Raw genomic sequence first — 14,749 nt, 5'->3', positions numbered from 1 at the left:
AGAGTTCAAAGTCAGAGTTCATAATCCAACCACTATCACGTTTGTATTTTTGGCCCTATGTTATAGTTGAACTTGAAACCAATTTAGATATACTCACAAGGAACACATCATACTATTGATATTCAACGGTTTAGTTTATTCTTTATTTCATACCAAGTAACCAAGTAACCAAGTAACCAAGTAACCAAGTAACCAAGTAACCAAGTAAAGATATTGCCTATGAACTTTTTTACCAAGGAGAATATAACTTTAATAATTCACGGCAAAGTAGAAAAAGAAAACTTAAATTGATAATATATAAAGAACACATCATACATTAATGATAAATATTCACATAGTAATGAATAAGTAAAATTTAATTAATTAAGCACACAATGGACTGAGTAAATATTGGATATCTCAATTAAATTAATAAATTACTCTATCAATAACAAAAGGCATGATGTGTTCTTTCTCTAATGCATTAAGATTAAATAAGATAGTAAAAGCCACAAAATTGGTAATAAGTCAGTTATTTAGCTATAATCATAGGAACACATCATACGTATTAGTTCTATGAGTACTAAATTTAATTTAAGAAGTAGTTTTGACTATCTAAATAATCAGCTATCTCTTCTCTGTGAGGAGATAGAATCCGGTGAAATAGTCGATAGTCATTATTTTTCCTTACCCAAAATTACCGAAGAAGACGAAAAAAAAGCCCCAGAAAATATCGTTGTAGAAAAATTTTCCGGAGAACTTGCATTAAAAAAATGCTTATCAGGGTATCAAGACTTATTTGTAGACGACAAAAAAAGTGGAAAAGTGCTAACTAGGCATCCAGGTATAATTTTAATAAACGATCCAGAATTGAAATTAAAGTCTCGAATCCTCGATGTTAACAAAGCAAAACAGGCCTTTAAAGAAACCATTCTCGAAATAAACAATAATGACGCTCGTTTCGAAGCTGTTCACAATGCAATTCCTAATTTAATTACGTTAGCGGCTTATCGAAAAATTCATTTTGAAGATGCTATCCCCTATTCTGTTCGTTTTACCTGGATGAAAAAACACTCTTCAATGACATTATCGAAAAAAGCAGCACTAGAAATGCTACATAAATCTTCAGGGTATTCGAATCCGCGTGTAATTGACCAACAAAGCTGGTTTCAAATCGTTGAATCAGAAAAGATAAGAGTTGGAAGTCTTAGTGAAAAGAGCAAACTTCGTATAAAAAGACCTACTAGAGTAACCCCTGAAGTAAATGTTAGATTTACAGCAAAAAATAGATACCACGTTAGTGGAGCACTTCCATTTATATTGCTAAATCCACAAAAAGAAACAAAGATTGGAGAATTGCCGAATTATAATGCTTCAAATATAGATGTTCGAAAAAAGGATTACAGTTACTTAATTGAGCGCATATATTTAGAAAATTTAGACTAAGTATCAAGTAAAATATAAGGACGGTCTATTTAACATAATTAACTGCCCTTATAAAAGCTACTTTTTAACGATTTCTTCTAAGATATCTTCGTCAATAATTTCAGCGTCTTCAACAAGTCTTTTACCGCCTTGTATTTCAATGCGTTTGTTATGCTTGTTAAGAGCAAGAATTTCTTCACAAAATTGTGCAGATGGGTGCATTTCATATACATAATCGATGATTTTTCCAGTTTGATCATCTTTAACGTTTGAAATGTTATATTCTGAAATCGCCCCTTTTTCGATTAAGTCCTTCATTGTCGTCGTCATATCACGACGAAGTGCTTTCAATTTATTATCTGTAATTTCATCGGAGGAGTATATTGAACCATACTTTTCCATAATTGATAAAAGTCTAAAATGGTATGTTTTTCCAGGAGCCGCATAACGCCACAAGTGATACAATCTCAACATCATCCAACGCGATAGACCACGTTTTAACTCTTGTGCACTGTTGAAGTAATAACCCTTATACTCTAAATTATCGATCATGTTATGAACAAAAGCATTTAAACACGCAACGCATTTAATATTGCCGCCCTGTCCTTTCTTTCCACTAAAATGCAAAGATGATAAAAAGTTCATGTTTGATTCATAAAATGAATCATCAACATCACTATTTTTAGTGTCTGTTGCACGATATTTAAACGAAAGCTTAGAACCTTGAAGTGCTTCTAAAGATTCTTTTATCTGCGGATATGGCATCGATTGGCCAACAGCTTTAAGCTCTTGAGCCAATTCATTCATTGAAAAAATAACGGCATATTGAATACCGGACTTAAAATTTATTTTTACAATCTTACCCTTTGAAGCAAGTCGTATCAGTGCACGCTCTACTTTTTCTTCTCTATCAGATGGCCAAACTAAAAACTCTGTTTCTTCACCATCTTTTTTACTACTAACAACAGCTGGTGTTATCTTAATTTCACCATCATAAAGAATCCCATCTACTTTTTCAGAAATTCTACGAGTAATAATTGTCTTTTTTGGCGCTTCTTCTAATGGCAGCTTTTTATGACCAGATCGTACAAACCTTCCCCATAGGTCATAATGATTGAAAGTATTTGAGTAGGCTCTAAGTCCATGATTTGTATTTTCTAAAGAAATTCTTACATCTTTGTTGTCTGTAAACAGTGCCAAGCTTTCATTGTCGATAGCACTTTCTACTCCGTGGATTTGCCCTCGAAGTGAGTCGGGTAGATTGTCAACAGAGATGTTTACCTTGCGGTTCATTATTTTACTTCCAGATTCTTTCGACAGCTAATAACAACACATTCAAAGAGAAAAGTTAAATGATTAAGTTAGTAAAAAATTGATCTGTTCTCAAGTTTTTCTTCAGATCAATTTTTTACTAACTTTGGCCTGTTCTCAGATCAATATTTTACGTACATGTACAAGAATTCAGTCCTTTTGGCTTTGTTTTCAGCTCAAAAACTATCTATTTAGGCATTATATGAAAGGGTTTGTGTATAAATACTTTGGAAATTAGTAAAGATCAGATCTATTCATGGTATAGATCTGATCTTTATTAACTTATTGGCTGTACTTTTTAAAAGTTTGTGGATATCTAACCAGATCAAGTTAGTATAAATTCGATCTTAACCACACAAATTGTTTATAACTCTGTTGATAAGTTGTTACTATCTTAACTGACCAATATTTAGTTAGTATTTTTTTGATCTATTAGTACTTAAAGATCTGATCTTTACCACGTATTTCCTTGATCTAAAGATTTTGCTAAAAACTTTATAAAACAATAAGATAAACTATTATCTGAGCTCTTTAACCTTATATACCTTTATATTTAACCATATCTAATCTCCTTATTTAAACTTTAAGCAAGATTTTTTAAATAGTTTTTTATGATGTCATGCTTTTTTGGTGTTTACCTTTTATTTAATGGACATTATAATAATAAGTATCAAGTTAAGGAATATTAGTATGTCTATCAATAGCAATGCTCTTTCTACTTACAAATTGTTGAAAGCAACAGCTGAAGTCGCAGAAAAATCTTTAGAAGGACGAATACAACATTATCGTGCACATCTAAAGTCTGAAGATAAAGAACTTCGTACATATACCCAAAAAGCAGCAGCTGACCTCTTAGGTGTAAATAATAGAACGCTTAAAAGACGCCACGATCAAGGCGACTTTGATCACCTAAGTATTCAAAAAGGTGCAAATGGGCACTATGCGTACACGCTAAGTAATATATTTGCTATGGCAGACACACTAGGGATCAGTGCTGATCATAGATCTGAACAAGATAAATTACAGGTGATTGTCATCAACAGCTTAAAAGGAGGCTGCGGTAAAACAACGTCGCTAGTTAACTTAGCTGCTGCGTTGGCAACCACCAATATCAAAAGGTATAGAATCGGTATTATTGATTTAGATCCACAAGGATCTTCGTCCAGTTTCTTCCCCTCAAATGAACACGATCCCATAACAGTTGGTGATTTGATGAGGGATTGTATCGAACTAGAAGAAGGTGAAACTTGGTCACAGCTTGTGTCTGACTCGTTCCAAAGTACACACATACCTAATATAAGAATTCTACCTTCTGGCATGGATGATTTTTATTTTGAACATGAGACTGCTACTGAACTAAAAGAATCTTCAGGATATGATAATACGCGACACTATCATAAGCTGAAGGAGCGCGTCATAGAGCCCGTACAAGACGAGTTTGATATAATATTGATAGATACGGCGCCTTCATTGAATTTCATGTTTTACAATGCTCTGATGGCCTCTACAGCGATGTTAATTCCTGTACATCCTGAGGCAGTAGATTTCGATGCAAACAATAAATACCTCAAGCGATTAGGCGAAATTTATCATACGGTTGCTGCACTCGGGCATGAAGGATGGGATTTTATGCAGTTTTTGGTGACAAACTACGTAAAAGGAAATCATTCACAGCGGGATATTGTTAAGGATGTCAGAACTGCATTTGGAAGGCAGGTAATGAGTTATCCAATAAACCATAGTTCAGCGATTACCGCCAGCTCTTCGTCATTTAATACCATTTTTGACCAAAAAACGTCAGACTCATTGGCGAGTAGAGAATCTTTATTAAAATCACAAGAAAACATAAAAGACGTGGTTGATGAATTAGAAATGCTTATCCGCTCGAATTGGGCTTCAACTCAATCAAGCTTAGACTAAAAATACAGGCTTAAACATGGCTAGAAAACGTAAAAACGATACAAGAATAGACCCTTTTTCAACACCTGTAGAAAGTAGTAGTCTAGACGATTTATTAGGACAAGCTTCGGTTGGTCAAGAAGTTACCATGCCGGCCCCAAGCGATCCTAATAGGCAGATCAAGCTGATCTGTGAAGTGATCTCATTCAACGATATTGAAGCAAAAACAACCGTATTCGGAAAAAACCGCCGAGAGCAGTCATTGTTAAATAAAAAGTCAGTTGCCGATATTTTACCAGCGATCAAATCTGATGGTAAAAATATGCACCCTGCTTTGTGTTGGAAAAACGGGTCATCGCTTGTTGTACTATCAGGTTCGAGACGCCGTAAAGCTTGCCTACTGGCAAAGGCTGATTATGTGGTGTTTAGTTCAGAAGATTTCACTGAAGAAGATGCAAAAGCATTAGCTGTGTCTTCAGACCAGTATATCGCACCGAGTTTATGGGAGCTTGGCAAGGCGTATGTACAGACACGTAATAAGCTACAAGAGTCTGGCAAAAAGGGATCATATAGAGAGATTGCAGCTATTGAGGGTGTATCTCACACTGCAATTGCTGATGCTATCAAAGCATTTGAGCAAATTGATAGGCAAGTTGTTTTGATGTACCCAACACCTAACCATTTGGGTCGTGAAGTGGCCAAAAAGTTAATTGTAGCGATGAAAGAACGCCCTGAAGCGTTTGCTCAAAAGGTCGCAGAGTATTCTGCTGATGTGCTAGAAAATGAAGATATGAGTGATGAAAAACGCGCCATCGCGATCACAAAGTATCTAACAACATTTGAGTTAGAAGCTTCGAACCGAAATGAATGTTTGTTAGAAAATAAGTTTGTCAAAGTACAAAGAAGCGTAAACTCTGGTGCTGTTACAGTGAAGATTGACGATAAAGTGCTGACAGATAAAAGGTTAGAACAATTGCAAAAGTTGTTAAGTAGTTTTAACTAGTTTGTTTTGGCCTAGGTACCTAGGCCATACTTCTCTCTTTTTGACCTCCAACCAGTCAAATTTTCGTAATTTTGTGTAAATTGCCTCTTTAGCTCAAATCCGTAATTTCATATACTGGTCTTTTACGTCTTTTTACTTGTTAAATAATGTCCTCGCAGTTATCTAAAGAGCAGCTATTAGCTTTATTTGAAGAAATTAAACAGGAACAGTCTTCTCAGTTCCCTTTGTCAGAGCGCTTTCTTAAGCAGTACTTTAGTTCTGCCATGTTGGCCAAGGCGAAAGAGTACCTGAATGATGATCAGATCTGTTTTTTAGAACATAGCGAAGACTTTTCGCGAATTGATGCACAGGTAATGGGGAATTTTGGCAATACCTTTACCCAACATATAAAAATAGAGCAAGTAAAAGGCACACCGTCTGTAGAAGCGCAATGCTCATGCTCTAATAACGCCAAATGTCGCCATATTGCAGCTGTATTACTGAAACTCAAAGTCGACCATTCAGGCGGATTCGGTGAATCGTTTATCGTCAACGATTGGTTCAACGAACTTTCTTTGTTACAGCAGGCAACTGATTTGGATGCAGCCAACGTGTTGCTTTTTGTGTTGGAGCACAGGGGTAACGAGCTGTTGCTTAATCCAAAGATGTCTCCTCACAAACCTGACGGACATTACCCGCTAGGGCGTGCACTAACTGAAAAGCAATTAAACGCGCACGTCCCGCCTAAAGACATATTAGAAAGCGATTATCGATTGTTTAGCTGGGTTCGCTCTCAGAATACACCTGGCCATTTCGAGCTATCAGGCAGCTGGGGGTTCGCTGCATTGCAACAGCTTGTGGCAACCAAGCGCTGCTTTTTTGGTAATAGCCGTAAGCCTTTGCAGTTTGGCCACATGCAACATTTAGATTTCACTTGGAAGACCGAAAAAGACACATTTAAGTTAGAAAGCAAACTAACAGACGTCGAACAGTGGTTATTGATTAAGTCTGACCCGCCTGTTTACCTGGATACCGAAAAAATGCTATTGGGCAGAATTGAGTCTGAATTGAGCGCGTCAGAAATAGCCCACTTGCAAACTATGCCGAGCATACAAAAAGACAAAATCGAAGCCGTAATTAAGCGCTTTCAAGATGTGTTTGCAGATAACGTTATTCCGCCTCCGTCTGGGTATGAAAAGTTACTTGATAAAAATAAGCTTGTTGCCAAATTGGGAGTGACAGACGGTGAGTTTAAGCATTTAGCTTTGTCTTTATACGACTCGCAAACAAAGTACTCAACTGAAAAGCAGCTCAATCGCTGCGAGAAAATGTTACTTGGACTAGGCTTTGAAGCACAGAGTGACGGGTTCAGATTACCCGTGGAAGACGAAGTAGCTTACCATTGGTATAACTGCGAGGTGAGACCTTACCTGCAGAGAAAAATGTGGCAGGTTGATGAAATTCAACAGAGCAAAAAAGTACAGGTTCCTAAAGTCACCTTACAGTTAAAACGTGATAAAAAGCATCATGTGATTGGTAAGGTGATGTTTGATGATAAACTCATTTTGCTTGACTGGGATAAAGTACAAAGCCATGAAGTTAATTCTATCGCAAATGTGTTTCAGTATGTTCAAATTGCTGAGCAACACTATGCTATCTCAAAAGAGATATATGAAGAATTGCTGCTGTTGAAATCTAGGTTCAGCTATTACTTATCTAGCTCCCAATTTAAGTTCCCGCTTTCTTACGCTAAGAAACTGTTCGAGCTAGACGCAATAGAGAGTGTATCAACGGACGAGCGCCTTCTCGATTACCTTGAAGAGTTAAATAAGCCTGTTAGTCAAGACGTCTCTTTGTTGGGCGGTAGTCACGAGAGGTTTACATTACGAGATTATCAATTGCAGGGCGTTAACTGGCTGAAGTTTTTGAATAGACATCAGTTAGGTGGAATTTTAGCTGACGATATGGGACTTGGGAAAACCTTACAAGTTATTGCGTATTTTATCTCTCAGCACAATACATTGGTTACCAAGCCTTCTCTGATAGTTTGCCCTACGTCGTTAGTTGGTAATTGGCAAAATGAATTTAAAAGATTTGCTCCTCATTTGCCTGTTTTAACTGTACATGGCAGCAACCGAGATAAACAGCTAAACCAAGTTTCTCAAGCACGTTTCATTATCACGACTTACCCGCTGTTAAAACGTGATTTAGCGTACTACTCTGAGCTTCATTTTGACTCTATTGTGCTAGATGAAGCGCAATACATCAAAAATGAAACTGCGCAAATTTCCAAATGCGTGAAGCAACTGTCTGCCGAGTTTAAATTGTGTTTAAGTGGTACGCCAGTTGAAAACAACTTGATGGAGCTAAAGTCTTTATTAGACTTTGTAATGCCCGATGTATTGGGTACTAAGCAGCAATTTAAGCAACACTTCCAAGTGCCTATTGAGAAAGAGCGAGACAGTCGTAAAGCTAAGGAATTACAATCTTTGATTGCTCCTTTTATTCTGCGCAGAACAAAGTCTGAAGTAGTCCGTGAATTGCCAGCCAAAACAGAGCTAATTAAAAAGCTCGAATTTAGTTCTGAGCAAGCCGCACTTTATCAGCACGTTCAAAATCAAGTGGAATCAAGTCTGATAGACCTTTTTAAAGAGCAAGGTGTTGAAAGCAGTAAGCTGGCATTTTTGGACGCCTTATTGAAGCTTAGACAGATTTGTTGTCACCCAGGTCTTGTGGATAAAGAAACTGAGTATCAACAAAGTGCGAAGTTTAAGTGGCTAGGTGAGCATTTACCCATTCTGTTAAAGGAAGGCCGTAAAATCATCATATTCAGCCAGTTCACTACTGTGCTAGATATGATTGCTTCACTTTGTGAAGCACAGCACATCCCTTTCACAATGCTGACCGGGCAGACTAGGCAGCGTGACAAAGCCATTGCTAGATTTACCGAAGGCGAAGTGGATGTATTTTTAATTTCGCTAAAAGCCGGAGGCACAGGATTAAACCTGACTCAAGCTGATACGGTTATTCATTTTGACCCGTGGTGGAATCCTGCCGTCGAAAATCAGGCCACCGATCGCGCTTATAGAATTGGCCAAGATAAGCCTGTCTTTGTATATAAATTGATTGTCGCAAACTCGATAGAACAAAAAGTGTTTCAGATGCAAAAGGATAAACAAGCACTGGTAGATGCGTTGTTTGCTGACGCAGGTGTCAAGTTGAGTGAGTTTAATGAAGCACAAATGCTGGAACTAATAAAAAGTTAAAAATAATTTTGAACTTTTAAAAAAGGCCGAGGTCTACTTTAATGCACGTTGTTAAAGCAGTTAAACAATGGGCGCATGTTGATTTCCCCTTATTAATTACGTTACGTTTTTTGTAATAAACCAGCTCAATTGAGCTGGTTTTTCTTTTTATGGGGATGACTTAACCGAAAGGCTCATTCGGCAGCGCAAATTCGTTACTGTGTAATATAGTGTAATTGCAATTACCCTTTTTTCTGGTTTTGTTCCACATTTGATCCATATTCTTTCTTTTTAATACACACATAGGAAAAAGACACCAAATGAATTGGACTTAAGGCGGGTAACTATGTTGTGTTATGAAAACTCAATTTCGCAATTAAACTTTATTGAACCTCAATCACTGTGCGACTATGATCTTATTAATGAAGTTGCGAGCTCTGAAGACTTGGCCAGTATATTAACCATGTTGTTATTTGACGACACATTATCTTCTAGCTTGAAGAAGCAAGTAAAGCTGCAACTAAGAGTATTAAAAGCTAAAAAGAGAAACTAATGGAAGAAAAAAACCACATTTTGATTGTCGAAGATGATTTTGATATTGCTGAACAAGTGATGTTGTTTTTTAAAGCATCTGGGTTTCAGATATCACATATTGCCGACGGCGCAGAAGTGGTGGATTGGGTGAGAGCAAACAGCCCTGATGCTATTCTAATGGATATAATGCTCCCCAATCAGGATGGTGTTGCTTGTATGCAACAGATCCGAGAATTTTCAATGGTCCCAATTGTAATGTTAACAGCCAAAGTATCTGAAGCTGACCGCCTTAAAGGTTTAGAGTTTGGTGCTGACGATTACGTTTGTAAGCCATTTAGTGCGGCAGAATTAGTAATGCGTATTAAAGCAATACTTCGCCGTTGCAGCACTGTACAAGCTCCTGAAAAGCCTTCCATTGAAGTAAATGAAGCACAATTGCTTGTGTCTCTGAAAGGCCAGTCTCTGAGCCTGACAAAAGTTGAGTTTGATGTATTTGCGATGCTTTATAATGCACCTAACCGAGTGTTTTCTCGACAGCAGATTTTGGACCATATTCAACCCGATAATTTTGATATTTCTGATCGCGTGATTGATAGCCACATTAAGAATATCCGTAAAAAGATTAAAAACATGGAGTTTTCTCCCAAGATTGTTGAATCAGTGTATGGGGCTGGGTATCGCTTTAACGAACAACACATCGATAGCTGAAGCTAGCATCACGCAGCTTTAACAGAGTTAGCAGTTATTGCTAACTCTATCATCTCCTCAAACATTACTTTTCCTGCTCTCTTCTAAGTGAATGATTTCACTTACTCAGGTATGATTTAACTAGAGTTAATTGAGAAGAGTCATACTATGTTTTGGACTACTTTGTCTGCACTGCCAGTGAGCGTCATAAGTTTTTTGCTCGGTGTAGGTGTGATCTCCGCTTCTGCATTTTTCGCAGTGCTATGTTATTCCATCAAGCAAAAAAGCCGTGCCGAACTGTCAATGGCACTTAACCAAGTACGCTTGCTTGAAGACGCCAATGCTGAATTTAAATTGGAGCTAAACGAAACGAAACAGCAGCAACTTAAACTGCACGGAGAAGCCCAGCAATATCAAGCTCGCCTTACAGAAAAGCACGCACAGCTAAAAGAGTATTACGGACTTTGGCAGCAGGCCCAATCTAATTTGCAGATTGAGCAGGATAAAGCTCATCAGCTAGAGCTTAAGCTCACAGATACAGAAACTACCTTGATTGAAAAGCAGCGCGCATTTGAAGCCCAAATAGCACAATTGGAACAAGCAAAAGAAACCCTAAAACAAGAGTTTGAAAACTTAGCTAGCAAGATTTTTGAGGAAAAAAGCCAACAATTTGCAGCCCGTAGCCAAGAAAAAATACAGCATATTTTGACGCCTGTTCAAGGGGAATTAAAAGGCTTTCGTGACAAAATGGAAGCAATTCATAGTGAAGAGCTCAAGCAGCGTGCGGCACTGAGAACAGAGCTTTTGCATTTACAAGCAAATAATCAGGCTATGACTGACCAAGCCAGTAAGCTTACAACTGCTTTGCAAGGCCAGACTAAAACGCAAGGCAACTGGGGAGAGCTTATGTTAGAAAACGTGTTGGACAGTGCTGGATTGCGACCCGGTTACGACTATAAAAGAGAAGTTAGCTTCACTACCGAAGAAGGAAAATTTCGCCCTGATGTTATTGTTTATCTTCCACAAAACAGGCATTTAGTAGTCGATGCTAAAACCTCATTAAATGCATACACTCGATATGTGAATGCGCAAGATGAGCTAGCAGCGCAGCAATCATTAAAAGAGCATGTGGCGGCGGTCAAAGCCCGAGTAAAAGAACTCGGCGACAAATCTTATGAGCGACTACCTGGGCTAAACTCGCCAGAAGTTGTGATTATGTTTATTCCGGTAGAGTCTGCTTTCGTAGAGGCAATAAAGTATGCGCCAGACCTTTATCAATATGCGCTCGAGAATAAAGTTTTGGTAGCGACGCCAACCACTCTGTTGACGAGCTTAAATATTGTAAAGCAGCTGTGGCGTTTCGAAGAGCAGAGTAAGCATAGCAAAGAGCTAGCTTTAAGAGCTGAAAAGTTCTACAACAAATTAAATAGTTTTCTTCATAGCTTAGAAGGTGTAGGAAAGCAGCTTGATAAAGCACAAGAAACCTATGACAAAGCAATAGGACAGCTTTACTCTGGAAAAGGCAACCTTATTAAACAGGCTTCGGAATTCAAGGAGCTTGGTGTGGCGGTAACTAAGGATTTACCTGAAGAGTTGATGGAAAAAGCAAAGCTGGAATTAGAATAAATTACGGGCAATAAAAAAGGGCCTAAGGCCCTTTTTTATCTAGTACACAAAGCGTAGTCGCCATTTCGTGGCTTATCTGAGTATAGGAAGATGTAGAGTGAGTTATTTTTCACATCATTCCAAACTTCACTGCTCGCATGAGGGCAAAGAGATTGTTGAATGTAGCCTTTTATCTCGCTACTTGTCATCGCGAGTCTTGTCGGGATCTGAATAAATACATTTAGCTCGCCTTCGTTAAAGTTAACGCGGCTTAATTTCCAGCTGCCCATCATAAACTGTTTTGTAAAAAAGCGGTTTATACGTTTTTGCGCTTCAACACTTATATCAGCATGCACAACGGTCTTTGAGTTACTATCTACCCAATAATTCCAAGCTGACGCTAATATCAAAAAACCTGCCAGTAACAGAGACCAAAAAGGTAAGATCTTGTTAGACTGTTTTGGTACTTTTGACTGACGTCTTTTACGCTCCGCAATTTTGACCCAATCATTGTGTTTCATTGTACGCTGTGACATAAGTTAATTCCTCCCGTTCATGTTGCTTATTAAAACAATGCAATGTGGATAGAAAATGGAGCAATTGAGAAAGGGCAAGTGCTCGGATCAGTTGGGTAATAAATTTCTAAAACTAATTACTTTTTATTAGTTTTAGAGTGGGGTAAATTGGAGCATGTCATTGCGACAGGCTCCATTGGGTAAGTATCGATAGAACTCTACTTTATTGGTAAAGAGATCGAAATATCTAAACCACCAAGAGACCCGCGTTTTATATCAATATTACCTGACATAAGCTCGACGAGGCTTTTACAGATGGACAGGCCCAAACCAGAGCCTCCTGTGGCTCGACTGCGAGAGCTTTCCACACGATAGAGTCGCTCAAAGAGTTTTGGGATCTCTTCATCTGTTACGGTTGGTGAAGAGTCTTGCAGTTCAATATTTAAATGATCTTTGTTTTGGTACATTTTAAATATCACGCGCCCTGGGCTGTCTGTATACAAACAAGTATTCTTACAAAGGTTAGTAACAACGCGATCCAACTTAGGCTTATCGATTGTAATGGTTGCCCCATCTGGAATACTAATCTCACTGCTAAACTCTAAATTATGGCTTTCTGTCATGCGCTCAATATCATAGCTGTAGTTTTCAGACAGTGTCCTTACGCATTGTATTTGCTCGTTGAGCTCAATCGCATTGTTTTCAGCTTGAGAGAGTTGATACACATCGGTAATCAATGCATTGAGTTGCGATATTTTGTCATTGATTTTTGCGTATGCTCTGTTGTTATCGTCAAATAAGTTGTGCTCCAAAGCCTCAATATGAAGCTTTAATACACTTAGAGGAGTCCTGAGCTCATGAGAAATATCAGCAAGCAGTTTTTCTTTTTGCTTTAAGTTTTGTTGATAGAGCTTGGCGGCAAGGTTTGCTGACCGATGCTTAATAAAATAAATGTAGGTTAAAAGAGCACAAATAAAGAGTGCAGACAGGCCTGCGATTAACAATGCTTTTTGCATAAACTTATTGTGTTTTAGTTGGCTCTGAGCAAGCGCTTTTTCTTTTTCAGATACCTCTAATTGTTGGCGTTGAACTAAACTGCTGATACTGTTCCGATAAGTTTGTGCTTTTTGGTTGTTAAGTTTTACATCGTTTACTTTGTGTGCATCGAGCGCTTTTTGTATAAACTCGAAGGCTTCATGCGTCTTCCCTTGTTGCACTGCTAAGTCAGCAGCTACCTCGTAGTACTGTATCATTAATGGAGAGTGAGACTCTTCTTTAACTAATCTTGCCAGCTCTAAAACATAGTTTTCTGCCAAATGGGGTTGCTCTAAAAACAAATAAGCTTTTGAGACGCTGATATGGGCATAAATCAACTGAACAGAACTTTGCGCTTTGTTGGCAAAATCTAAACTCAAATGTGCGTTTATGAGCGCTTCTTCACCTTGTTTTAGTTTTATATAGCTACTTGCCAGCATATGATAGGCACGTGATAGTGCTTCATTAGCAGTGGTTTGCTTTAAATACTTAAGGGCTTCATTGGTATTCTCTATTGCCAGTACATGGTTTTCCTTTTTAAAAGAAACTTGAGAAAGCCTTAAAGCGCTGTCTGCAATTGCAACTATTTCGCCATGCTTTTTGTCTTCAGCAAGTGCCCAGCGGAAAAAAATCTCTGCCTGTTCATAGTCATTTAATCTGACTGAAATGTCTCCAAGATTATAAAAATTACTCGCTTTAATTGAGTGGTCATCACTGCCTTTGAGATAGCTTTGAGCTTTAAGCTGAAACTGCATGGCTTGCGCCAGTTGGTCTTTGTGATCATACAGTGTACCTAAATTGCTATATGCTAGGCCAATTAACGTGTTGTCTTCTAGCTCTTGGGCTGCTTTTAGCGCACGATAGTAATGCTTCTCGGCTTCTTCAAGGCGCGACATCCGGCGATAACAGATACCCTTTTCATTGTTGAGGGTTCTAACAAGCGCCGTGTCTAAATAGTGATTTTCTTCGATGTATTCTAAGGTAGATATGGCTTTTTCAAATCTTCCTTGCTTGCGATAGATTTTTGCTTGAATTAACAATACTTCCAAAGCCTTTTCTTTCTGGAGATTTTCCAGTCGCCAAGGTTCGATTAAATCTAATGCAATTTGATACTTACCTTGTTTTTCTAGACGCTCTAACTCTTCAACATCAATGCTTGCAGATACACTCTTTGTAGCGAATATGCAGGTGAGTAACAAAGGCACGAATATTTTTTTCATAATTTTTCAAGTTAAATCAAGACTGTCGCATGCTATGCAACAAATGTGTGACAAATATGGATCATGTAAAGGGGCTTTACACATTGGAGTAGGTAAAAATTTGCTCTGAAAAAAGTCGCGTTAGTAAAAAAATGATTTGTAAGTAAAATTTGTTGGTAAAAATTCGATCCTACTCGAGGGAAAAGTTAGTAAAAATTCGATTTGTAGTGAGGGAAGTCGTGTATTTAGCACTCAATTATTGAGTTGAACGCATTAATAATGAGACTTTGGAGGGGGATCGGGCGAAAAAGAGGGGGATTTAGAGCTGTCTTG

10 protein-coding genes are annotated in these 14,749 nt (G+C 38.0%); 7 read left to right on the top strand and 3 right to left on the bottom strand.

The annotated features are described in order from the left end of the window. The first annotated feature begins 555 nt into the window (after window positions 1-555). Window positions 556-1,425 (top strand): DNA replication terminus site-binding protein, encoded by an 870-nt coding sequence (locus N475_RS15580; RefSeq protein WP_063357975.1) that lies wholly within the window; start codon window positions 556-558, stop codon window positions 1,423-1,425. A gap of 57 nt (window positions 1,426-1,482) precedes the next feature. Here N475_RS15580 and N475_RS15575 read toward each other — a convergent pair whose 3' ends face one another. Beyond that, window positions 1,483-2,697, bottom strand: a complete 1,215-nt coding sequence (locus N475_RS15575) for a hypothetical protein (RefSeq protein WP_063357976.1) — start codon at window positions 2,695-2,697, stop codon at window positions 1,483-1,485. Window positions 2,698-3,405: 708 nt separating this feature from the next. Here N475_RS15575 and N475_RS15570 point away from each other — a divergent pair. The 6 genes from N475_RS15570 to N475_RS15545 all read left to right on the top strand — a co-directional run bounded on the left by N475_RS15570 (window position 3,406) and on the right by N475_RS15545 (window position 11,688). Then, a complete protein-coding gene (locus N475_RS15570; RefSeq protein WP_063357977.1) occupies window positions 3,406-4,635 on the top strand; it encodes an AAA family ATPase in 1,230 nt (409 codons plus the stop codon). Window positions 4,636-4,651: 16 nt separating this feature from the next. Then, window positions 4,652-5,617 (top strand): ParB N-terminal domain-containing protein, encoded by a 966-nt coding sequence (locus N475_RS15565; protein WP_063357978.1) that lies wholly within the window; start codon window positions 4,652-4,654, stop codon window positions 5,615-5,617. A 146-nt stretch (window positions 5,618-5,763) separates the two neighbouring features. Further along, window positions 5,764-8,862, top strand: coding sequence for a DEAD/DEAH box helicase (locus N475_RS15560; protein ID WP_063357979.1), 3,099 nt, complete (start codon window positions 5,764-5,766; stop codon window positions 8,860-8,862). 325 nt (window positions 8,863-9,187) lie between these two features. Continuing rightward, window positions 9,188-9,394, top strand: coding sequence for a hypothetical protein (locus N475_RS15555; protein WP_063357980.1), 207 nt, complete (start codon window positions 9,188-9,190; stop codon window positions 9,392-9,394). Further along, window positions 9,394-10,083, top strand: a complete 690-nt coding sequence (locus tag N475_RS15550; RefSeq protein ID WP_063357981.1) for a response regulator — start codon at window positions 9,394-9,396, stop codon at window positions 10,081-10,083. Before N475_RS15555 ends, N475_RS15550 begins: the two co-directional genes overlap by 1 nt. Before the next feature lie 147 nt (window positions 10,084-10,230). Continuing rightward, complete coding sequence (locus tag N475_RS15545) at window positions 10,231-11,688, top strand: DNA recombination protein RmuC (RefSeq protein WP_063365555.1); 1,458 nt, start codon at window positions 10,231-10,233, stop codon at window positions 11,686-11,688. A 35-nt stretch (window positions 11,689-11,723) separates the two neighbouring features. Here N475_RS15545 and N475_RS15540 read toward each other — a convergent pair whose 3' ends face one another. Both N475_RS15540 and N475_RS15535 read right to left on the bottom strand, forming a co-directional pair. Beyond that, a complete protein-coding gene (locus N475_RS15540) occupies window positions 11,724-12,203 on the bottom strand; it encodes a hypothetical protein (RefSeq protein ID WP_063357983.1) in 480 nt (159 codons plus the stop codon). Window positions 12,204-12,400: 197 nt separating this feature from the next. Further along, a complete protein-coding gene (locus tag N475_RS15535; protein ID WP_063357984.1) occupies window positions 12,401-14,437 on the bottom strand; it encodes a tetratricopeptide repeat protein in 2,037 nt (678 codons plus the stop codon). Window positions 14,438-14,749: the final 312 nt, after the last annotated feature.

It is taken from the genome of Pseudoalteromonas luteoviolacea DSM 6061 (assembly GCF_001625655.1).
Taxonomy (GTDB): domain Bacteria; phylum Pseudomonadota; class Gammaproteobacteria; order Enterobacterales; family Alteromonadaceae; genus Pseudoalteromonas; species Pseudoalteromonas luteoviolacea.
Note: the sequence above shows the minus strand (reverse complement) of the source record. Positions and strands in the feature narration are given on the sequence as shown.

Bases quoted from the DNA above. Each gene is read 5' to 3' on its own strand.
- N475_RS15580 (WP_063357975.1), top strand. From the start codon at position 556: ATGAGTACTAAATTTAATTTAAGAAGTAGTTTTGACTATCTAAATAAT.
- N475_RS15575 (WP_063357976.1), bottom strand. From the start codon at position 2,697: ATGAACCGCAAGGTAAACATCTCTGTTGACAATCTACCCGACTCACTT.
- N475_RS15570 (WP_063357977.1), top strand. From the start codon at position 3,406: ATGTCTATCAATAGCAATGCTCTTTCTACTTACAAATTGTTGAAAGCA.
- N475_RS15565 (WP_063357978.1), top strand. From the start codon at position 4,652: ATGGCTAGAAAACGTAAAAACGATACAAGAATAGACCCTTTTTCAACA.
- N475_RS15560 (WP_063357979.1), top strand. From the start codon at position 5,764: ATGTCCTCGCAGTTATCTAAAGAGCAGCTATTAGCTTTATTTGAAGAA.
- N475_RS15555 (WP_063357980.1), top strand. From the start codon at position 9,188: ATGTTGTGTTATGAAAACTCAATTTCGCAATTAAACTTTATTGAACCT.
- N475_RS15550 (WP_063357981.1), top strand. From the start codon at position 9,394: ATGGAAGAAAAAAACCACATTTTGATTGTCGAAGATGATTTTGATATT.
- N475_RS15545 (WP_063365555.1), top strand. From the start codon at position 10,231: ATGTTTTGGACTACTTTGTCTGCACTGCCAGTGAGCGTCATAAGTTTT.
- N475_RS15540 (WP_063357983.1), bottom strand. From the start codon at position 12,203: ATGTCACAGCGTACAATGAAACACAATGATTGGGTCAAAATTGCGGAG.
- N475_RS15535 (WP_063357984.1), bottom strand. From the start codon at position 14,437: ATGAAAAAAATATTCGTGCCTTTGTTACTCACCTGCATATTCGCTACA.